Origin of the sequence: Alsobacter sp. KACC 23698 (assembly GCF_045348435.1) — a bacterium.
Taxonomy (GTDB): domain Bacteria; phylum Pseudomonadota; class Alphaproteobacteria; order Rhizobiales; family Beijerinckiaceae; genus Alsobacter.
Genome location: NZ_CP157484.1, coordinates 4,279,741 through 4,300,655, shown reverse-complemented (window position 1 = coordinate 4,300,655; position 20,915 = coordinate 4,279,741). Strand labels below are relative to the sequence as shown.

The following is a 20,915-nucleotide window of genomic DNA, read 5'->3' as shown; positions in this document are numbered from 1 at the left end:
GATCAGATCCGCACGGTCGAGGCCCGGACCACGAGCTCGGGCTCGATCAGGAAACGCCGGGGCGGCAGCTCGGGATGTTCGATGCGCTCCATCAGCATCTCGGCCGCCCGGCGGCCCATCTCGGCGTGGTGATTGCGCACGGTGGTGAGCGCCGGATACCACTGGGCCGCCTCCTGCACGTCGTCGCAGCCCACGATGGAGAAGTCGACGCCGGCCTCCCGGCCCCGGTGGCGCAGGCCCAGGAGCGCCCCGAAGGCGGTGAGGTCGTTGAAGCAGAAGGCCGCCGTCGGCGGCTGCGGCAGGTCCAGCACCGTCTGGACGCCGGCCAGCCCGGTTCGCCGCGTGCCGAAATCCTTGTAGATCAGGGCCGGGTCGATCGGCAGGCCGTGGCGCTTCAAGGCGGCCTCGTAGCCGCGATGCCGGGCGCGGCCGGTCGACGTGCCGTCATTGCCGCCGATCATGGCGATGCGGGTGTGGCCGTAGGAGACCAGGTGGTCGATGGCGAGCTGCACGCCGTAGACGTCGTCCGACCCGACGAAATCCAGCCCGACGCCCTCGATCTCGCGGGAGATCTGCACCACCGGGATGCGGGCCGCCGTCAGATGCGCGAGGCTCTCCACGGTGGCGCCGCCCGCCGGGCACAGGATCATGCCGTCCGGGCGATACTCCTTGAGGGTGCCGAGCACGCGCTCCTGGCGCTCCAGGCTCTCCGCATAGGTGCCGAGCAGGATGGTGCGCCCCGCCTCGGCCGCGGTCTCCTCGACGGCGACGAGCATCTCGGCGAAATAGGGGTTGGTGATGTCGTGGAAGCCCACCGCGATCATGTTGGTGCGGGCGGTGCGCAGGCTCGCGGCGCTGCGGTTGTAGATATAGCCCATCTCGCGGGCGAGGGTCTGGACGCGGCTCTTGGTGGCGTCCGCCACCACGGGGCTGTCGCGCAGGGCCAGCGACACGGTCGCGGTGGAGACCTCCAACCGTTCGGCGATGACCTGAAGCGTCACACGGCCCCGCTCGCCCCGGCTCGCGACGTCCTCGATGCTCATGCGTTTCGGCTTCCTGTTTCCCCTTCGGGCTCGCATGATGGCGGCCCGCCGGCCCCGCCCGTCCCTTTTCGCGCGGCGCGCCGCCTGCAGGATGGTTCAGACCAGAATACGAGCACAAGACTTGGGAGTGCGCACAGTGTCAACGGATCGCGAGCGTATCGGCTTCATCGGGGTGGGCCTGATGGGCCATGGGATGGCCAAGAACATCGTCGAGAAAGGCTATCCGCTCACCGTCATGGGCCACCGCAACCGCAAGCCGGTCGAAGACCTGCTCGGCCGCGGCGCGCGGGAGGCGAAGACCCCGCGCGAACTGGCGCAGGACTCCACGATCGTCTTCCTGTGCGTGACGGGCTCGCGCGAGGTGGAGAGCCTCGTGCGCGGCAAGGACGGGCTCCTGGAAGGGCTCGCCAAGGGCTCCGTCGTGGTCGACTGCTCGACCTCGGATCCGAACTCGACCGTGGCGCTCGCCGCCGCGCTCGAGGCTGCGGGCGTGACGCTGGTCGACGCGCCGCTGTCGCGCACCCCCAAGGAGGCCTGGGAGGGCACGCTCGACACCATGGTGGGGGCGAGCCCGGAGGTGTTCGCGCGGCTGAAGCCCGTGCTGGACACGTGGGCCGGGCGCGTCATCCATATCGGTGGCACGGCGGACGGGCACCGCATGAAGCTCCTCAACAACTTCATCGCCATGGGCTACGCGGCGCTCTACGCGGAGGCGCTGACGCTGGCCCAGAAGGTCGGGATTACGCCGGAGCGTTTCGACAGCGTCGTGCGCGGCGGGCGCATGGACTGCGGCTTCTACCAGACCTTCATGCGATGGACGCTGGAGGGCGACCGCGACGCGCACAAGTTCACGCTCAGCAACGCGTTCAAGGACATGCGCTACCTGGAGTCCATGGCGGACGCCGCCGGCCTCGCCAATCCGGTCGGCAACGCGGTCAAGAACGCCTATGCGCTGCCGGTCGCGGCCGGCAAGGGCGACGACTACGTGCCCATGCTGGCCACCTATGTGGCCAGCCTCAACGGGACGTCCCTGCCGCAAAAGGGCTGACGTCCTGTTGGAAACGTTGATCGGGATCAACGAGTGGCGGCGCGGCGCCTGACACAAGGAGAGCGTCAGGTCTCCAACCGGTGACGCCATGTCTCCCGCCGCGCTCTCTCCCTCGCTGATCCTCGCCGAACGCTCGGCGCCCCGCTATACAAGCTACCCGACCGCGCCGCATTTCTCCGGCGCGGTCGACGCCGGCGTGGCGCGCCATTGGCTGGGCGAACTGCCCACCTCGGCCAGCCTCTCGCTCTATCTGCACGTGCCCTACTGCACGGCCATCTGCACCTATTGCGGCTGCAACACCAAGGCGGTGCGCCGCTCCGATCCGCTGGACGCCTACACGGAGACGCTGCTGGACGAGATCGACCTGGTCTCGGCCGCGACGCCCGCCCGCCGGGTGACGCATATCCATTGGGGCGGCGGAACGCCCAGCCTGCTCGGCCCGGACCGGCTGCTGCGCATCGCCGAAAGGCTCGCCGCGCGGTTCGACCTCTCCGCCGTCGCCGAGCACGCCATCGAGCTCGATCCGCGCACCGTCGACGCGGCGCTGGCGGCCGGGCTCGCCCGCATGGGCGTCAACCGCGCCAGCCTCGGCGTGCAGGACCTCAACGCCCATGTGCAGGCCGCCATCGGCCGCATGCAGCCGCTCGAGGTGGTGGCGCGCTGCGTGGCGCATCTGCGCGCCGTCGGGATCGAGGCGATCAATTTCGACCTCATGTACGGGCTGCCCAGGCAGAGCGTCGAGGACGTGATCCGCTCCGCCTCGCTGTCCGCCGACCTGTCGCCGAGCCGCTTCGCCATCTTCGGCTACGCGCATGTGCCGTGGTTCAAGACGCATCAGCGGCTCATCGACCAGGCGACCCTGCCGGGGGCGGCCGAGCGGCTGCAGCAGTCGGAGGCGGCGCGCGCCGCCCTGCAGGAGCGCGGCTTTGAGGCGGTCGGGCTCGACCACTTCGCGCGCCCGGACGATCCGATGGCGGCGGCCGCCCGGGAGGGGACGCTGAAGCGCAACTTCCAGGGCTACACGACCGATCGCGCCGACGCCCTGCTGGGGCTCGGGGCCTCATCCATCGGACGGCTGCCGAAGGGCTACATGCAGAACGCCCCCGACGTGGGCGGCTGGCGCAAGGCCGTCGAGGCGGGCTCCCTCCCGGTCACGCGCGGCGTCGCGCTCTCGGTCGACGACCATGTGCGCTCCGACGTGATCGAGCGGCTGATGTGCGGCTTTGCGGTGGATTTCGGCGCGGCGGCCGAGGCGGCCTATGGGCGTTGCGAGGCGCTGGACGACGCCATCCCGCACCTCCGGTCGCTGGACCGCGACGGCGTGGTGCGGGTCGAGGGCCGGACCGTGACGATGACGCCGGAGGGGCGTCCGTTCATGCGCCTGGCGGCGTCCGCCTTCGACGCCTATCTGCGGGCCGGCGCGGCGCGGCACTCGGCGGCGGTCTGACGCCGTCAGGCCCGCGCGCCGCCGCGCTCGCGCAGCAACAGATAGAGCCCTGAGCCCACCACGATGAGGGCGCCGAGCACGGTGTAGCGGTCGGGGACGTCGCCGAAGACCACGTAGCCGAGCGCGATCATCCAGAGCAGCTGCGTGTAGATGAAGGGCGACAGCACCGCGGCGGGCGCACGCTGGTGGGCCAGGATCAGCAGGAAGTGGCCGAAGCCGCCGAAGACGCCGGTCATGCCCATGCCGACCCAGACCCACCCGCTGGCCGGCCATTCCCAGAACAGCGTCAGCAGCGGCGTGAGGATGACGACGCCCGCCAGCCCCGAGTAGAACAGCGTGGTCTGGGGCGGGTCGTAGAAGGCCAGCTTGCGGGTGGAGATGTTGTAGAGCGCATAGCAGAGCATGCCGGCCATCGACACCAGGGCGGCCGGATGCATGCCGAGCCCCGGGCGCGCGACGACCAGCACGCCGACGAAGCCGATCACGATCGCGACCATGCGGTGAGGGCTGATCGCCTCGCCCAGCAAAGGCTTGGCGAGCAGCGCCACCAGCAGCGGCGTCGCGAAGGAGATCGAGACCGTCTGGGCGAGCTGCAGATAGTGCAGGGCGAAGAAGTTCGTCGCCGTGGAGGCGAAGAGCAGCAGCGAGCGGGCCGCCTGGAGGCCCGGGCGGGTGGTCCGGCCCACGCCCGGCCGCGTCAGCGGATTCAGGACGGCGGCGACGAGGATGACGTTGGAGACGTAGCGCGCCCAGGTCGTCTGCAGCGACGGAATGGACTGGTTCAGCCACTTGGCGGTGGCGTCGAGCATCGAGAAGCAGACGAAGGCGCAGCAGATCAGCAGGATGCCGATCAGCCGGTCGCGCGCGGCGTCCTTGGTCGCTCTCGGGGGAATGACGTCCTTCATCGATGGATGGCCCGCGCCCGGGCCGTCTCGCCCGGCGCGAACTCTAGGGCATGGCGGCGGCTGTTCGTACTCTCCCCCGGCATGGCGCCCCTGCGCCCAGGGCCGCCGGCTCAGCCCGCTGCGGCCGCGCCGGCCTCCAGCGCCGCCGAGGCCTGCGCGCAGATCGCCAGATAGGCCGGATCCCGCCGCAGCGCGGGCGTGCGTTCCGGCGGCAGCGCGACGGCGATCTCGCGGGCGACCCGGCCGGGCCTCGGGGTCATGACGGCGAGCCGCGTCGACAGGTACACGCTCTCATAGATCGAGTGGGTGACGAACACCGTCGTGCAGCCGATCTGGCGGGTGAGGGCGATGAGGTCGTCGTTCAGGCGAAAGCGGGTGATCTCGTCCAGCGCCGCGAAGGGCTCGTCCATCAGCAGCAGCTCCGGCCGCGTCACCAGGGCGCGGGCGATGGCGACGCGCATGCGCATGCCGCCCGAGAGCTCCTGCGGCAGGGCGTCGGCGAAGTCTCCGACGCCGACCAGATCCAGCAGCTCGCGCACGCGCGCCGAAGCCTCGCGCCGCGATTCGCCGGCGATGCGCAGCGGCAGCCAGACATTGTCCGCCGCCGAGGCCCACGGCATCAGGGTCGGATCCTGGAACACGAAGGAGACCGAGCCGGCGGCCTTGGCCAGCGCCGTGCGCTCGACCGTTCCGCTCGTCGGCTCCTCGAGGCCCGCGACGATGCGCAGCGCGGTGGTCTTGCCGCAGCCCGACGGCCCGAGCAGCGCCAGGAACTCGCCGGCGCGCACGTCGAGATCGAGGCCGGCGAGGGCCTCGGTTCCGCCGTCGAAGATCTTTCCCACGCCCTTCAGGCGCACCAGAGAAGCGCTCACGGCCCAGCCATAGCGGCCGCAGCCCGGCCCGTCACGCGACGAAGCCGCGGGGCGCGCCCGCGGCTTGCCGATGAAACCCAGGATCGGCCTTAGGCCGCCCGGCGCGCCAGCGCGTCGTCATGGGCGAAAGCGGCCGCGACCAGCGCGCCCAGCTCCGGCGTCGGGGCGCGTTCGCCCGTCGGGCTGACCAGTCCGCGCGCGCCCGACAGCGCGCCGGGAACGAGCTCCAGCCCCAGGAAGCGCTCGCGCTCCACCGGCCCCGGCAGCCAGAGGCCCTGGGTGAGGGCGGCCGAGAAGCCGAACCGCTCGTAATAGGGCGCATCGCCGACCAGCAGCACGGCGTCACGGCCGCCCGCCGCCGAGAGGTTCAGGGCGGCGCGCATCAGCTTGCCGCCGAGGCCTTCGGAGCGCGCGCCCTGGTCGACGGCCAGCGGGCCCAGCATCAGGGCCGTGCGTCCGGGACCCGCGCTGACGCTCCACAGCCGCACCGTGCCGACGAGCCGGCCGCCGCGATGGGCCGCCAGGGCCAGCGCCGGCAGGCGGCCCTCGCGCAGGCGCTCGCAGGTCTTCGCGTGGCGCGTGGGTCCGAAGGCGGCGTCGAGCAGCGCCTCGCGCGCGTCGACGTCGGCGGGGGTCTCGGGGCGGATGGTCAGGCCCGTGAGGGCGGCGTCGGTCAGGTGAATCATGGCCGTGCTCCTTCCCCGCCCGGCGCGCGGCCGGAACGGATCGAATCCAGATCGAGGGTTCGTGGGGAAGCTGGGCCCGCCGTTCCGTCAGGAACGTCGCGGACCCGAGACGCGGGCGCGGGGGAGTGCGCGCCGAGGCCTGCTCAGTCGCAGGCCAGCCGTGGCCGCCGGCTGTGGGCCGGCGGCGGGCTCAGATCACGTAGGTTCGGAGCGGAGGGAAGCCGTTGAACGCGACGGCCGAGTAGGTGGTCGTGTACGCGCCCGCGCCTTCGATCAGCACCTTGTCGCCGATCGAGAGGCTCACCGGGAGCATGTACGGCTCCTTCTCGTACATCACGTCGGCCGAGTCGCAGGTCGGGCCGGCGAGCACGCAGGGCGCCATCTCGTCGCCGTCGTGACGCGTGCGGATGGGGTAGCGGATCGACTCGTCCATCGTCTCGGCGAGGCCGCCGAACTTGCCGATGTCCAGGTACACCCAGCGAACCTCGTCCTCGGAGTCCGACTTCTTCGAGATCAGCACGACCTCGGACTCGATCAGGCCGGCGTTGCCGACCATGCCGCGACCGGGCTCGATGATGGTCTCGGGCAGGCGGTTGCCGAAGTGCTTGGAGAGAGCCCGGAAGATGCTGTCGCCATAGCGGCTCACGCCCGGAACTTCCTTCAGGTACTTGGTCGGGAAACCGCCGCCGAGATTGACCATCGACAGGCTCATGCCCCGCGCGGCGCATTCGCGGAAGATCTCCGCGGAGGACGCGAGGGCCTGGTCCCAGGCTTCGGTGTTGCGCTGCTGCGAACCGACGTGGAAGGAGACGCCATAGGCCTCCAGACCGTTGCGGTGCGCATGCTCGAGCACGTCCGCGGCCATCTCGGGCACGCAGCCGAACTTGCGGGACAGCGGCCACTCGGCCCCTGCGCCGTCGCACAGGATGCGGCAGAACACCTTGGAGTCGGGCGCGGCGCGCACGATCTTGTCCACCTCGGCCACGCAGTCGACCGCGAAGAGGCGGATGCCGAGCGCATAGGCGCGCGCGATGTCCCGCTCCTTCTTGATCGTGTTGCCGAACGAGATGCGATCGGCGGTCGCGCCGGCCGCCAGCGCCATCTCGATCTCGACCACCGAAGCGGTGTCGAAGCACGAGCCGAGCGTGGCGAGCAGGTGCAGCACTTCCGGCGACGGGTTCGCCTTCACCGCGTAGAACACCCGGGTGTCCGGCAGGGCGCGCGCGAACGCGTTGTAGTTGTCCCGCACGACGTCCAGGTCGAGGACCATGCAGGGTCCATCCTCACGGCGCGTACGAAGGAACTCACGGATGCGTGCAGTCATGGCACGAATCTCCCCAAGGTCTGCCGAACGCCGGTCAGGCGCTCGAAAGGTTGAAGCCCCGGGCGTCGGTCCCACGACGCGGCGCTTTGGAGACGCCGACGCCGGGTGAGGACACCCGATGATGCTGCCTTGGATTGGACTGGGGAGACCCCATCCGCACGTCGGGCAAAGAAGGACAAGCCTCTTCGGTGATCCGACCTTTGGAGGGCCGGACGAGACCAAAAAAGCCCGTTCCGTCGTTGCTTTAAGTCACGTCCCCCGGGGAGAGCGGGGTACGCCGGTTTTCCCTCCGGCTGCTGGTCAGGGTTCGGAACGCGGCATTTCTGCCGGGATCATCGCCAATGGGGTTCCCACCTCATTGGTCCCGATCCTGTCCCGGGCGGCTGTCCGGCCTCTTGTCCGGATGCCCACCGACCAGCACGCGACCACAGGCACGTGCGTAATTGGGCGAGGGGATACATAGGGACGTTCGCCCCCCGCATCAATAGTTTTTTTCGGCTCTCCGCAAATTGCTGACAGGCTGGATAAGCCTCTGATATTGGATGGCTAAGAAGGTCCGAACGGAGGAACCGCGCATCGCCTGGCGCGTTCGCGCGCGCCACTTGCCGTAAGCCCGCCAAAACCGCCCGCCAAACCTCCCGCGTCGTTCGCCCGGAGGCGCCTCCCGCGCCGTCCGGCTGGCCTCCCGGCTTCGTCCGCCTCCGCCCCGTTCCTCAGACATGTCTGCGTCCAGAGCCGTCCATGACCCTTTCCCGTCGCCACTTCATCGAACGGCTCGGCAGCCTCGCCGCGGCCCTGCTCGCAGCCCCGCGGGCGCACGCCCAGTCGGCCCCGGCCAGTCCCGGCCCGCAAACGCCGAATCAGCCGCGATTCGGCTTCGAGGACGTGATCCGGCGCGCGCGGGAGATCGCGACCGGGCCCTATGAAGCCAATCCGCCTCCGCTGCCGGAGAGCCTGGCCAAGCTCGACTACGACTCTTACAGGGACATCCGCTTCCGGCCCGACAAGGCGCTGCTGGGCGGGGCCGGCGCGCCGTTCCGCATGCACATGTTCCATCCCGGCTTCCTGTTCACCCGGCCGGTGGTGGTGAACGTCATCCGCGACGGCGTCAGCGCCCCCGCGCCCTATTCGAGCTCGCTGTTCGACTATGGCCGCAACAAGTTCGGCTCCCTGCCGGTCAATCTCGGCTTCGCGGGCTTCCGCCTGCACTACCCGCTCAACGATCCGCGCGTGCAGGACGAGCTCATCTCCTTCCTGGGGGCCAGCTATTTCCGCTTTCTCGGGCGCAAGCAGCGCTACGGCCTCTCGGCCCGGGGCCTCGCCATCGGGGTCGGCGCGAAGGAGACCGAGGAGTTCCCGTATTTCCGCGAGTTCTGGATCGAGCAGCCGTCGGCCGACGCGGACCGCGCCGTCATCTACGCGCTGCTGGACGGGCCGTCGCTGACGGGCGCCTACCAGTTCTTCGTCTATCCGGCCAACGAGACCGTGGTGGACGTCAGCCTGCAGCTGTTTCCCCGCAGGCGCATCGAGCGGATGGGCGTCGCGCCGCTGACCTCGATGTTCTTCGTCGGCGAGAACGACCGACGCTTCAACGACGATTTCCGCCCCGAGCTGCATGATTCGGACGGCCTGCTGATGCATACCGGGGCGGGCGAGTGGCTGTGGCGGCCTCTGCGCAATCCCAAGGAGATCAGCTTCTCGGCCTTCATGGACACGAACCCGCGCGGGTTCGGGCTGATGCAGCGCGACCGCACCTTCGAGCACTACCAGGACATCGACCTCGGCTACGAGACGCGGCCGAGCTACTGGGTGGAGCCGCGCGGCGGCTGGGGCGAGGGCCGCATCGAGCTCATCGAGATCCCCACCGGGGACGAGACCAACGACAACGTGGTCGCCTACTGGACGCCAAACGCGGCGCCCGAGCCCGGGCAGAGCCTGAGCTGGGGGTACCGCATCACGGCGGTGTCGGACGATTTCCGCCTGCATCCGGGCGGGGCGGCGCACAATACGTGGCAGACCTCGGCCCGGGCGCTGGGCGCCCCGGAGCCGCCGGCGCCCGGCTCGCGCCGGTTCATCATCGATTTCGCCGGCGGGGACCTCGGCTACTACCTCACCGACCCGGAGAAGGTGCAGATCGTCCCGTCCACCTCGGCGGGCAAGATCGTGCGCACCTTCCTGGTGCCCAACCCCAAGACCGAGGGCTTCCGGGCCGGCATCGACGTGCAGCTCGAGAAGGGCCAGACCACGGACCTGCGCGCCTTCCTGAAGTCCGGCGGACGCGCGCTCACCGAGACCTGGACTTTCCCCTGGAAGGCCGACTGAAGCATGCCGTGTTTCGACGGAAACACGGCATGATTCAGTTTTTGAGCAGTCGCATGCTTTGGCGCGAAACCTTTTCGCAGCATGCTCCAGCGCCCCGGAGGCGGCTCAGCCCGGAGGGTGCACCTTGCGCCAGTGGCGGGCGATGTCGACGCGGCGCGCCACCCAGACCTTGTCGTGCGCCATCGCGTAGTCGACGAAGCGCTCCAGCGCTGCGACGCGCCCCGGCCGGCCGACGAGCCGGCAATGCAGGCCGACATTCAGCATCTTCGGCGCGCCCTCCCGGCCCTCGCGGTAGAGCACGTCGAAGCTGTCCTTCAGATAGGCGAAGAACTGGTCGCCGCTGTTGAACCCCTGCGGGGTGGCGAACCGCATGTCGTTGGAATCCAGCGTGTAGGGGATCACGAGATGCGGGCCCTGGCTGGACGGGATCCAGTAGGGCAGGTCGTCGGCGTAGCTGTCGGACGAGTAGAGGAAGCCGCCTTCCTCGGCCACGAGGCGCTGCGTGTTCATCGAGCAGCGGCCCGTGTACCAGCCCAGCGGCCGCTCGCCTGTCACTTCCGTGTGCAGGCGGATGGCCTCGGCGATCTGCCGGCGCTCCTCCTCCTCGGGCATGTCCTTGTGCTCGACCCATTTCAGGCCGTGGCTGGCGATCTCCCAGCCGGCCTCCTGCATGGCGGCGACCTGCTCGCGGCCCCGCGCCATCGCGGTCGCGACGCCATAGACGGTGACCGGAGCCTTGCGGCTGGTGAACAGACGGTGCAGCCGCCAGAAGCCCGCGCGGGCGCCGTATTCGTAGATCGACTCCATGTTCCAGTGCCGCTGGCCCGGCCAGGGCGCGGCGCCGACGATCTCCGACAGGAAGGCCTCGGACGCGGCGTCGCCGTGCAGCACGTTGTTCTCGCCGCCTTCCTCGTAGTTGATCACGAACTGCACGCAGACATGGGCGCCGCCCGGCCATTGCGGGTCGGGGCTGCGGCGTCCATAGCCAATCATGTCGCGGGGATAGGTCTCGTCCATGGTGTGCTCCGACGGCGCAAGCTTCGCCGCCCAGAGAAGCGCGCCCGGGCCGGGCTTTCAAGCGGTTCACGACCGCGCCGGCGTGAACTATGGTCCGGCCGCCATCCTCCCGCCCCCGCGAATCCTGACCCGTGCCCCAGCAGTCCGTCATCCGTCCCGCCGATCTCGCCGATCTCGACGCGCTCGAAGCCATCGAGAACCGCGTCTTCGAGACCGACCGGCTCTCGCGCCGCTCGCTGCGCTACTACATCGTCACCGAAAAGGACGCCCTGCTGGTCATCGACCGGCGCGGGACGGTGGTGGGCTACGCCCTCGTGGCGTTCCGGCGCGGCGCGGCCCTGGCGCGGCTCTACTCCATCGCCATCCTGCCGGAGGCGGCCGGCGGAGGGCTGGGCCGCAAGCTGCTGGAGGCCGTGGAGGCCGAGGCCGAGAGGCGGGGCTGCCTCTTCCTGCGGCTGGAGGTGCGGGCCGACAACGTCGCGGCGATCCGGCTCTATGAGCGCGCCGACTACCGGCGCTTCGGCGTCTACCCGGACTATTACGAGGACCACCAGGACGCGCTGCGCTACGAAAAGCGGCTCGTCCAGCAGGCGAAGCTCACCCAGACGCCGCCGCCCTTCTACGCCCAGACGCTCGACTTCACCTGCGGGCCGTGCTGCCTGATGATGGCGCTGGGCTGGGCCGATCCGGCCTTCCGGGCGACCCGGGCGGCCGAAATCCGGCTCTGGCGCGAATCCACCACCGTCTACATGACGTCCGGGCTCGGGGGATGCGAACCCTATGGGCTCGCCGCCACGCTGGCCCGCCACGGCCTGCCGGTGGAGCTGCGGCTTTCCCACAAGGGACCCTTCTTCCTCGACGGCGTCAGGGACGCCGACAAGAAGGAGGTGATGCGCATCGCCCAGGAGGATTTCCGGGCCGAGGCGGTCGAGGCCGGCGTTCCGATCCGTCTCGAGCCCCTCGACCAGGCCAGCCTGGCGGCGGTGCTGGACGAAGGCGCGATCGTGATCGTGCTGGTCTCGGGCTACCGGATGTTCCGCAAGAAGGTGCCGCATTGGCTGCTGGCGCATGGCCAAGACGGCCGGCATGTCTTCGTCAACGACCCCTGGGTCGAAACCGCCGAACTGGAGACCCCTATCGCGGCCGCCAACCTGCCGATCCCCGCCGAGGAGTTCCAGCGGATGGCCCGCTACGGCCAGGAGGACCTGCGGGCCGCGGTGATCATCCGCAAGCCGAAGCCTTAATCACCTAGTTTCAATGTAAAATAAGATAAATCACTCTTGACGACGGGAATAGTTGCGCTACCTTCGAGGACGCTCCTCGAGGACATCGCCATGACGCTCGCCTTTCCCTCCGCCAAAGACGCCGTCCCGTCGTGGGTCGGACGGCTTTGCGCCCGGGTCAGCCTCGCGGTCCAGGAGTTCAATCGCCCCTTCGGGGCGCTCGATCTCGCGCCTGACGCCTTCCTGGTCCTGGGCGACGTGGGCTCGCATGGCGTGCTGGTCCGCAACGAGGCGGGCTTCCGGCTGCTCGCGCAGGGCGGACGCCTGGCGAGCCTCGACGGGCGGCAGTTCGGGAGCGAGGCGTCCGCCCGCGACGCCCTGGCCGACATCGACGCCGCGATCGGCCTGAAGGCCGTCTGGTACGCGTAAGCCGCGCTTATCCCAGGTCGCGCCCGCCCGGAGCCGGGCGGTCTCCGCTTCAGCGCGCCGAAAGGCGCAACCATGGCCGCGTCGGAACCGGCGCGGCCTCGCTCGCGGCGGCGGGCTGATAGGCGACGCTGACGCCCCGCACCTGGCCGGCGGCCAGCGCCCGGCGCGTCGGTTCGTGCGTCACCTCGAAGCTGTCGACGCCGCAGCGGATCATGAACGGGATCTGGTCGCGCAGGACGTCGCCCACCGCGCGCAGCTCGCCCGCATAGCCGTGGCGGCCGCGCAGCATCGCGGCCGTCGAATAGGCCCGGCCGTCGGTGTATTTCGGGAAGTTCAACGCGATCAGCGAGAAGCGCCCGAGATCGGCCTCGATCCCGTCGAGGTCCTCGCCCGCCTCGATCAGCAGCCCGAGCGGCCCATTGTGAGCCAGCAGGCTCTCGCGGTCGGCGAGGAACTGCGCCTTGCCCACCACGCTGGGCTCGTCCGCCGCGGGCGCCTCGCCGGCGGGCAGGACGACCCACGGGTCGGGCCTGAAGGCCCCGTCCCGGAACACCGTGAGGTCTGACGACGTCATGACGAGGCCTCGGCCGGGTAGAGGGCGCGGACGAAGGGCCCCTCGCCGAGGCGCCGGAAGGTCTGCAGGAAGGTCTCGGAGGGATCGGCGCGGACCTCCAGATAGGTGTCCACCACCGTCTCGACGGCGTCGACGATCCCCTCGGACGAGAAGCCCTTGCCGACGATTTCGCCGATCGAGCAGGTCTCGTCGCCGGAGCCGCCCAGCGTGATCTGGTAGAACTCCTCGCCTTTCCGGTCGACGCCCAGGATGCCGATATGGCCGACATGGTGGTGGCCGCAGGCGTTGATGCAGCCGGAGATCTTGATCTTCAGCTCGCCGATCTCGCGCTGCCGGGCCGCGTCGCCGAAGCGCTCCGACAGCCGCTGGGCGATCGGGATCGAGCGGGCGTTGGCGAGCGCGCAGTAATCGAGGCCGGGGCAGGCGATGATGTCGGTCACCAGCCCGGCGTTCGCCGTGGCGAGCCCGGCCTTCTGCAGGGCGGCGAACACGACGGGCAGGTCGTCCTGGCGCACATGCGCGAGCACGAGGTTCTGCTCGTGGCTGACGCGCAGCTCGTCGAAGGAGTACCGCTCGGCGAGGTCGGCGATGAGCTCCATCTGCTCGGACGAGGCGTCGCCCGGGATGCCGCCGATGGGCTTGAGCGACAGCGTCACCACGGCGTAGCCGGGCTGCTTGTGGGCGGTCACGTTGCGGCCGACCCAGGCGTCGAAGTCCGGGTCGGTCGCCCGGGCGCGCTCGAGCGCCTCCGAGCGGGCGGGCAGGTCGGCATAGGCGGGGGGCGCGAAATAGGCCGCGATGCGCTGGACCTCCTCGGCCGGGACCGAGAGGGAGCTCTCCTCGGCGACCAGCTTCCCGTATTCCGTCTCGATGTCGCGCTTGATCTCCTCGAGCCCGGTCTCGTGAACCAGGATCTTGATGCGCGCCTTGAACTTGTTGTCGCGCCGGCCGTGGAGGTTGTAGACGCGCAGGATCGCTGTGCAGTAGGCCAGAAGCTCGGATTCGGGCAGGAAGTCGCGGACCTTTTTGGCCACGAAGGGCGTGCGGCCCTGGCCGCCGCCGACATAGACCGCGAAGCCCTTGCGCCCGGCCTCGTCGCGCTTCAGCTCCAGCCCGATGTCATGCACCTGGATGGCGGCGCGGTCGCTCGGCGCGCCGGTGACGGCCAGCTTGAACTTGCGCGGCAGGAAGCTGAATTCCGGGTGCAGCGACGACCATTGCCGCAGGATCTCGGCGTAGGGGCGCGGATCGTCGACCTCGTCGGCGGCCGCGCCGGCGAAGTGATCCGCCGTCACGTTGCGGATGCAGTTGCCCGACGTCTGGATGCAGTGCATCTCGACCTCGGCCAGATGCTCCAGGATCTCGGGCACCTGCTCCAGCGCGATCCAGTTGAACTGCAGGTTCTGGCGCGTGGTGAAGTGGCCGAAATTGCGGTCATAGGTTCGGGCGATGAAGGCGAGCTTGCGCAGCTGGCGCGAGGACAGCATCCCGTACGGGATGGCGATGCGCAGCATGTAGGCGTGCAGCTGGAGATAGACGCCGTTCATCAGCCGAATGGGCTTGAACTGGTCCTCGGTGAGCTCCCCGCTGAGTCGGCGGCTCACCTGGTCGCGGAACTGCTCGACGCGCTCGGCGACGAAGCGCCGGTCGAATTCATCATAGCGATACATGACAGACTCCGTCGGCTCAGGCCGCGCTCACGCGCTCGCCCGGCACGTCGATGGTGGGGCGGCCCTGCGCCCGAATGGCTTCCCGCAGGCGCGTGGCCACGAGGCCCTCGTCGGTCCGGGCCACCTCGATCAGATAGGGGTCGACGACGAGGTTGGCCTCGGCGTCGCGCTGCGCCTCCAGCAGGAGGGCTGCGGCCGTTTCGGGCGCGTCCGCGACCTCCGCCTCGGCGAGGTCGCGCGACCACCAGCCGCTCGGCGTGCGGAACACGACGCGGCCGTCGCCGGCCCCATTGGCGGTGACGGCCTGCAATTCGGCTTTGCGCGGCTTCTTCATCATGGCGCGGTTCGCGAGTCAGGAGTGGATTCTGATTTCACGCTATCACGCGTAGGATTGCGCTCAAATTACATTGTTCGACGTAGAATAGGGCTTACAGCCCCAGCGCGAGGCCGTCCTTGCGGTGGTCCGTGGCGCCGTAGAGGGCGCCCTTCTGGCGGTCGATCCAGATCGCCTGGCAGCCGCCGGTGGGGTCGGACGTGAAGGCCACGGTGTGGCCGCGCGCCTCCAGATCGCGCGCGACCTCAGGGGAGATCGTGTCCTCCAGGGTGAGCACGCCGTCGAACGAGAAGGAGCGGGGCGCGTCGGAGGCCTCCTGCGGGCTGAGCCCCTGGTCGAAGATGCGCGAGATGAAATGCGCGTGCCCGGCCGACTGGTACTGCCCGCCCATGACGCCGAACGGCATCACGGCCTGGCCGCCCTGCGTCACCATGCCGGGGATGATGGTGTGCATCGGCCGCTTGCGGGGCGCGATGCTGTTGGCGTGCCCCGGCGTGAGCTTGAAGCCGAGGCCCCGGTTCTGCAGCACGACGCCGGCCTTCGGCGCGTAGATGGCGCTGCCGAAGGCGGCGAAGAGGGAGTTGATGAAGGAGATCGCGTTCAGGTCCCGGTCGACCACCGTCAGATAGATCGTGTCGCGGTGGATCGCCTCGTCCCACGCCTCGGCGGGGCGGGCCTGGCCGAGGCTGATCCCGTCCCGCAGCCGCGCGATGAAGGGCTCGGACAGGACCCGGTCGACATCCACCGGCGTGACGGCGGGATCGCACACGATCACGTCGCGCAGCCGGTAGGCCGCCTTGGTGGCCTCCGCGTGGATGTGGATGCGGTCGGCCTCGCTGAGCGACGCGGAGGCGAGGTCGAAGCCCGCCATGATGCGCAGGATGACGAGCGCCGCCAGGCCCTGGCCGTTGGGCGGGCACTCGTGCACGTTCACGCCCGCATAGGCGGCCTGGATGGGATCGACATAGTTCGAGGTCTGGGCGGCGAAGTCCTCCAGCGTGTGCAGGCCGCCCTGGGCCCGCAGCGTGGCGACGATCTCGTCGGCAACCGCGCCCTCGTAGAAAGCCGCCCGGCCGTGGCGCGCGACGGCGCGCAGGGTGGCGCCGAGGGCCGGCTGGGCCCGCCGGTCGCCGACGTCCGGGGCCTTGCCGCCCGGCAGGTACTGGATGGCCGCCTCCTCGTGGCGGGCCAGCTTCTCGGCCGCCTTGGCCCAGTCATAGGCGACGCGCGGCGTGATCCGGAAGCCGTTCTCGGCGTAGCCGATCGCAGGCGCGAACAGACGCTCCAGGGGCAGGCTCCCGTAATCGGCATGCAGGCGGCACCAGGCGTCGATGGCGCCCGGGACCGTGACGGCGTGGGGAGTCTCGTCCGGAATTGCGGCGACGCCGCGCTCGGCGTACCAGTCCAGCGTGGCGGCGGCGGGAGCCCGGCCGGAGCCGTTCAGGGCGATGGGCGCGCCGCCCTTGGGCGCGTAGAGGGCGAAGCAGTCGCCGCCGACGCCCGTCATGTGGGGGTCGACCACGCACTGGACGGCGACGCCCGCGATCGCCGCATCCACCGCATTGCCGCCGTCGCGCAGCACGTCGTGCGCCGCCACGCTGGCGGCCGGGTGGGAGGTCGCCACCATCCCGCGCTCGCCGACCGCGAGCGAGCGGCCGGGCTGGGTGAAACTGCGGGTCGTGCGCATGAGCTTTCCTCCGGAATTTTCGCCATGCAGACCCTGCGGGCCGCCGCGCGTCAAGCGGAGCCTGCGCATGGCAGCCGGAACCCCCCGGCGCAGCCCCGGGTTGAGGCTGGAGCGCCCGCGGCCGGGGCGGCCGCCGGCCCGGTTTCATGCGCCCCCGCGGGGGCGTTCATTCACACGAGAGCGCGCCCCGTCGGGGCGCCATGCAGGGAGACGATCCATGTCCAAGCAGGCGTTGCCGATGGCGGAGCTTAAGCGCATCGTGACGGCCGAACTCGATCGCGCCCTGGGCGCGAAAGGCACGGTGACGAATGTGCAGATCGAGCATGTCCAGGGCGACGCCTGGCGCGTCGTGGAGGTCGACACCGACGCCGAGAAGCCGGCGCTGGACGCCGCCGCCTCGGCCGTCATTCCCAAGCTGCACTCGGAGTGGGGACTGGCGCCGGAGTGACGCCTTTCGTCGCCGCGGCCCCATGATCATTCGGCTTCCCAACCCCAAAAACGTCAGCTATGCTGACGTATACGGAAGTCGAAGCGGAGAAGTCCTCTGATGGACCCCCGGCGCCCGATGGGGCGTTGTCGACGTGGAGGAACGCCATGACGGATCTGCCCTCGCTGCGCGACGTCAACCTCGACGACAAATACGATCTTTCCAAAGACCGCGTCTTCATGACGGGCACGCAGGCCATCGTGCGCCTGCTGATGATGCAGCACGAGCGCGACAGGCGCGCCGGCCTCAACACGGCGGGCTTCGTGTCGGGCTATCGCGGCTCGCCGCTCGGCGCGCTCGACCAGAACCTGCTGCGCGCCAAGGCGCAGCTGGACGCCGCGCAGGTGCGCTTCCAGCCCGGCCTCAACGAGGAACTCGCCGCGACCGCCTGCTGGGGCGCCCAGCAGGCCGAGATGCGCGGCGAGGGCAAGTATGACGGCGTCTTCGCGCTCTGGTACGGCAAGGGCCCGGGCGTCGATCGCTCCGGCGACGTGTTCCGCCACGCCAACATGGCCGGCAGCTCCCGCCATGGCGGCGTGCTCGCCCTCATGGGCGACGACCACACGGCGGAATCCTCCACCACGGCGCACCAGTCCGAATTCCACTTCGTCGACGTGATGATCCCCATCCTGAACCCCGCCGGGGTGCAGGAGATCCTCGACTACGGCCAGTATGGCTGGGCGATGAGCCGCTTCTGCGGGACCTGGGTCGCCTTCAAGGGGATGAAGGACACGGTGGAGTCCACCGCCATCGTGGACGGCTCGCTCGACCGGGTGAAGATCGTCCATCCGGAGTTCGACATGCCGCCGGGCGGCCTGAACATCCGGCCGAAGGACGGCATCCTCGACATGGAGGCCCGCCTCCAGGACTACAAGCGCGACGCCATGATGGCCTTCGTGGCCGCCAACAGGCTGAACAAGATCATCTTCAGCGGAGGGCGCAATCCGAAGATCGGCGTCATCACGGTCGGCAAGAGCTATCTCGACGTCCGCCAGGCGCTGGACGACCTCGGCATCGACGAGGTCCGGGCCAACGACATCGGGCTGCGGCTGTTCAAGATCGCCTGCCCGTGGCCGATCGTGCCGTCCGAGCTGATCGACTTCGCGCGCGGGCTCGACGTCGTCATGGTGGTGGAGGAGAAGCGCTCGCTGATCGAGGTGCAGGTCCGCGAGGAGCTCTACGGCACCGCCAACCAGCCGATCTGCATTGGCAAGAAGGACGAGGCGGGCAAGTGGCTCTTCCCCGTCAAGGGCGCGCTGGATCCCAACGACATCGCGGTGGCGCTCGGCGAACGGCTGCTCAAATATCATGAGAGCGAGGAACTGGCCGGCCGGGTCCGCCGCCTGCGGCAGGCCCAGGACACGCTGGCCGAGACCAAGGACGTCTCCACCCGCATCCCGTATTTCTGCTCCGGCTGCCCCCACAACACCTCCACCAAGGTGCCGGAAGGCATGCGGGCCTATGCGGGCATCGGCTGCCACTACATGGCGCAGTGGATGGACCGCTCCACCGACGGCTTCACCCAGATGGGCGGCGAGGGCGCCAACTGGATCGGCGAGGCGCCGTTCTCGACCCGCGGGCACGTCTTCCAGAACCTCGGAGACGGCACCTACAACCACTCCGGCGTGCTGGCGCTGCGCTTCGCGATCGCGTCGAAGACGCACATGACCTACAAGATCTTGTTCAACGACGCCGTCGCGATGACGGGCGGGCAGCGCCACGAGGGCGGGCTCACGGTCGACATGATCGCCCGGCAGGTGGCCGCCGAGGGCGTGGAGCGCATCGCGCTGGTGTCGGACGAGCCCGAGAAATACCCGCGCGGCGGCCCGCTCTGGCCGCAGGGCCTCAGCTTCCACCATCGCGACGATCTCGACACGGTCCAGCGCGAGCTGTCCGAGCGGCCCGGCGTGTCGGTGATGATCTACGACCAGACCTGCGCGGCCGAGAAGCGCCGCCGCCGCAAGAGGGGCGAGTTCCCGGATCCCGACAAGCGCGTCTTCATCAACACCCGCGTCTGCGAAGGCTGCGGCGATTGCAGCGTGCAGTCCAACTGCGTCGCCGTGCAGCCGGTGGAGACCGAGTTCGGCCGCAAGCGGCAGATCGACCAGTCCAACTGCAACAAGGACTTCTCCTGCGTGAAGGGCTTCTGCCCGTCCTTCGTCACCGTGCAGGGCGCGACCATCCGCAAGGCGAAGCCGGTCGTCTCCGGCGCGCCCGGCGAGGACTGGGGCGACCTGCCCGAGCCGCCCGCGGCGCATGGGCTGGACAAGCCCTATTCGATCATCGTCACCGGGGTCGGGGGCACCGGCGTCGTCACCATCGGGGCGATCATCGGCATGGCGGCCCATCTGGAGGGCAAGGGCTGCGGCATGATCGACATGGCCGGCCTCGCCCAGAAGGGCGGCGCCGTCTACAGCCACGTCAAGCTCGCGGCGCGCCCGGAGGACATCCACTCGATCCGCGTCTCGGCCGGCGACGCCGACCTCGTGCTCGGCTGCGACATCGTGGTGACCGGGACCAAGAAGGTGCTGGCCGCCGTCAAGCAGGGCGAGACCGCCATGGTGGTGAACACCGCCGAGGTCATGCCGGGCGACTTCGCCCGCAATCCCGACTTCTCGCTGCCGTCGGAGCGCATCAAGCGGGCGGTCGTGGCCGCCGCCGGCCGGGAGAACACCCGCTTCGTCAACGCCACCGGGGTCGCGACGGCGCTCACCGGCAACGCCATTGCGGCCAACATGTTCATGCTGGGCTACGCCTACCAGCTCGGCAAGGTGCCGCTCTCAGCCGCCGCGCTGGAGCGGGCCATCGCGCTCAACGGCGAGGCCGTGGCGATGAACCAGGCGGCCTTCGCCTGGGGCCGGCGCTGCGCGGTCGATCCCGCCCGCGTCGAGGGCATGGTCGCCCCGCAGGCGGCGCCCTCGGCCGACCGGGCTCTCTCGGGCTCGCTGGAGGAGGTCGTCGCCCGGCGCGTCGCCTTCCTGACCGACTACCAGAACGCCGCCTATGCGGCCCGCTATTCCGGCTGGGTCGACCGCGTGCGCAAGGCCGAAGGGCGCGCCGTCCCGGGCTCGACCGTCCTCACCGAGGCGGCCGCGCGCTCGCTGTTCAAGCTGATGGCCATCAAGGACGAGTACGAGGTGGCCCGGCTCTACGCGGATGGCGAGTTCATGAAGGCGCTGCGCAACCAGTTCGACGGCGACCTGACGCTCACCTTCCACCTCGCACCGCCCATCCTGGGCCGCAAGGACGCGCAGGGCCGGCCGACGAAAACGACCTTCGGCCCCTGGATGCTGAAGGCCTTCGGCCTGCTGGCCCGGCTGCGCGGCCTGCGCGGCACGCCTCTGGACGTCTTCGGGCGCACGCAGGAGCGCCGCATGGAGCGTCGTCTCATCGGCGAGTACGAGGCCGTGCTGGAAGAGCTCATGGGCAAGCTCGACGCCGGCAACCTCGCGCTCGCGACCGCCATTGCGTCCCTGCCGCAGAAGATGCGCGGCTACGGGTTCATCAAGGACGGCAATGTCGAGAAAGCGAAGGCCGAGGAGGCCGAGCTGCTGACCCAGTTCCGCGCTGGCCCCCGCCCGCAGGCGATCGCGGCGGAGTAGCCGGCCCGCCCCGCCAGGGGAGGGACGGACGTCGCGGGCTCGCACCACCTCTCCGTCGCCCCGGCCGGAGCAGCGGAGCCGCGCAGGGGAGGGGATCCAGTCTGCCTCCCACCATCCGCTGGATCCCCTTCCCGCGCCTGCGGCGCGCCGGGGATGACGGCGGAGAAGCCGGCCTGTCTGCGAACATCGCGGGCCGGAGTGGCTCTGAAGGTCCAAACCACCCCTCCGTCATCCCCGGCCGGAGC

General features: G+C 69.9%; 16 protein-coding genes and 1 pseudogene. 7 read left to right on the top strand and 10 right to left on the bottom strand.

What is annotated here, in order from left to right; translation table 11 throughout:
- Nucleotides 1-2 precede the first annotated feature (2 nt).
- Nucleotides 3-1,043, bottom strand: coding sequence for a LacI family DNA-binding transcriptional regulator (locus tag ABEG18_RS20480; RefSeq protein ID WP_406854894.1), 1,041 nt, complete (start codon nucleotides 1,041-1,043; stop codon nucleotides 3-5).
- 181 nt (nucleotides 1,044-1,224) lie between these two features.
- Here ABEG18_RS20480 and ABEG18_RS20475 point away from each other — a divergent pair, with 181 nt between their 5' ends.
- Entirely contained in the window at nucleotides 1,225-2,091 is an 867-nt protein-coding gene (locus ABEG18_RS20475; RefSeq protein ID WP_406858660.1) for an NAD(P)-dependent oxidoreductase, read from the top strand.
- A gap of 88 nt (nucleotides 2,092-2,179) precedes the next feature.
- Nucleotides 2,180-3,538 carry an oxygen-independent coproporphyrinogen III oxidase gene (hemN, locus tag ABEG18_RS20470; RefSeq protein WP_406854893.1) on the top strand — a complete coding sequence of 453 codons (1,359 nt, stop codon included), beginning with the start codon at nucleotides 2,180-2,182 and terminating at the stop codon, nucleotides 3,536-3,538.
- A 5-nt stretch (nucleotides 3,539-3,543) separates the two neighbouring features.
- Here the strand turns inward: hemN and ABEG18_RS20465 are convergent, their stop codons facing one another.
- The 4 genes from ABEG18_RS20465 to ABEG18_RS20450 all read right to left on the bottom strand — a co-directional run bounded on the left by ABEG18_RS20465 (nucleotide 3,544) and on the right by ABEG18_RS20450 (nucleotide 7,325).
- Nucleotides 3,544-4,443 (bottom strand): DMT family transporter, encoded by a 900-nt coding sequence (locus ABEG18_RS20465; protein WP_406854892.1) that lies wholly within the window; start codon nucleotides 4,441-4,443, stop codon nucleotides 3,544-3,546.
- A 110-nt stretch (nucleotides 4,444-4,553) separates the two neighbouring features.
- Nucleotides 4,554-5,315 carry an ABC transporter ATP-binding protein gene (locus ABEG18_RS20460; RefSeq protein ID WP_406854891.1) on the bottom strand — a complete coding sequence of 254 codons (762 nt, stop codon included), beginning with the start codon at nucleotides 5,313-5,315 and terminating at the stop codon, nucleotides 4,554-4,556.
- 89 nt (nucleotides 5,316-5,404) lie between these two features.
- Nucleotides 5,405-6,001 carry a GNAT family N-acetyltransferase gene (locus ABEG18_RS20455; RefSeq protein WP_406854890.1) on the bottom strand — a complete coding sequence of 199 codons (597 nt, stop codon included), beginning with the start codon at nucleotides 5,999-6,001 and terminating at the stop codon, nucleotides 5,405-5,407.
- A gap of 190 nt (nucleotides 6,002-6,191) precedes the next feature.
- On the bottom strand, nucleotides 6,192-7,325 hold the full coding sequence (locus ABEG18_RS20450; RefSeq protein WP_406854889.1) for a type III PLP-dependent enzyme: 1,134 nt from the start codon (nucleotides 7,323-7,325) through the stop codon (nucleotides 6,192-6,194).
- A 741-nt stretch (nucleotides 7,326-8,066) separates the two neighbouring features.
- On the opposite strand from ABEG18_RS20450, the gene ABEG18_RS20445 reads away from it, so the two are divergent.
- A complete protein-coding gene (locus ABEG18_RS20445; protein ID WP_406854888.1) occupies nucleotides 8,067-9,647 on the top strand; it encodes a glucan biosynthesis protein in 1,581 nt (526 codons plus the stop codon).
- 111 nt (nucleotides 9,648-9,758) lie between these two features.
- Here ABEG18_RS20445 and puuE read toward each other — a convergent pair.
- Nucleotides 9,759-10,664, bottom strand: a pseudogene (puuE, locus tag ABEG18_RS20440) (allantoinase PuuE); the annotation flags it as partial.
- Between the two features lie 131 nt (nucleotides 10,665-10,795).
- On the opposite strand from puuE, the gene ABEG18_RS20435 reads away from it, so the two are divergent.
- Together ABEG18_RS20435 and ABEG18_RS20430 are read left to right on the top strand one after the other, a co-directional pair.
- Nucleotides 10,796-11,908 (top strand): peptidase C39 family protein, encoded by a 1,113-nt coding sequence (locus tag ABEG18_RS20435; protein WP_406854887.1) that lies wholly within the window; start codon nucleotides 10,796-10,798, stop codon nucleotides 11,906-11,908.
- A gap of 90 nt (nucleotides 11,909-11,998) precedes the next feature.
- Nucleotides 11,999-12,316: a hypothetical protein gene (locus tag ABEG18_RS20430; protein WP_406854886.1), complete on the top strand. Its 318-nt coding sequence runs from the start codon at nucleotides 11,999-12,001 to the stop codon at nucleotides 12,314-12,316.
- Nucleotides 12,317-12,365: 49 nt separating this feature from the next.
- On the opposite strand, the gene ABEG18_RS20425 is transcribed toward ABEG18_RS20430, so the two are convergent.
- The 4 genes from ABEG18_RS20425 to ggt all read right to left on the bottom strand — a co-directional run bounded on the left by ABEG18_RS20425 (nucleotide 12,366) and on the right by ggt (nucleotide 16,581).
- Entirely contained in the window at nucleotides 12,366-12,890 is a 525-nt protein-coding gene (locus tag ABEG18_RS20425; protein ID WP_406854885.1) for a DUF934 domain-containing protein, read from the bottom strand.
- Nucleotides 12,887-14,560 carry a nitrite/sulfite reductase gene (locus tag ABEG18_RS20420; protein ID WP_406854884.1) on the bottom strand — a complete coding sequence of 558 codons (1,674 nt, stop codon included), beginning with the start codon at nucleotides 14,558-14,560 and terminating at the stop codon, nucleotides 12,887-12,889. Before ABEG18_RS20420 ends, ABEG18_RS20425 begins: the two co-directional genes overlap by 4 nt.
- 16 nt (nucleotides 14,561-14,576) lie before the next feature.
- Nucleotides 14,577-14,897, bottom strand: a complete 321-nt coding sequence (locus tag ABEG18_RS20415; RefSeq protein WP_406854883.1) for a DUF2849 domain-containing protein — start codon at nucleotides 14,895-14,897, stop codon at nucleotides 14,577-14,579.
- A gap of 91 nt (nucleotides 14,898-14,988) precedes the next feature.
- Nucleotides 14,989-16,581, bottom strand: coding sequence for a gamma-glutamyltransferase (gene ggt / locus ABEG18_RS20410; RefSeq protein ID WP_406854882.1), 1,593 nt, complete (start codon nucleotides 16,579-16,581; stop codon nucleotides 14,989-14,991).
- Between the two features lie 217 nt (nucleotides 16,582-16,798).
- On the opposite strand from ggt, the gene ABEG18_RS20405 reads away from it, so the two are divergent.
- Together ABEG18_RS20405 and ABEG18_RS20400 are read left to right on the top strand one after the other, a co-directional pair.
- Nucleotides 16,799-17,029 carry a hypothetical protein gene (locus tag ABEG18_RS20405; RefSeq protein ID WP_406854881.1) on the top strand — a complete coding sequence of 77 codons (231 nt, stop codon included), beginning with the start codon at nucleotides 16,799-16,801 and terminating at the stop codon, nucleotides 17,027-17,029.
- A 146-nt stretch (nucleotides 17,030-17,175) separates the two neighbouring features.
- Nucleotides 17,176-20,670 (top strand): indolepyruvate ferredoxin oxidoreductase family protein, encoded by a 3,495-nt coding sequence (locus ABEG18_RS20400; protein ID WP_406854880.1) that lies wholly within the window; start codon nucleotides 17,176-17,178, stop codon nucleotides 20,668-20,670.
- Nucleotides 20,671-20,915: the final 245 nt, after the last annotated feature.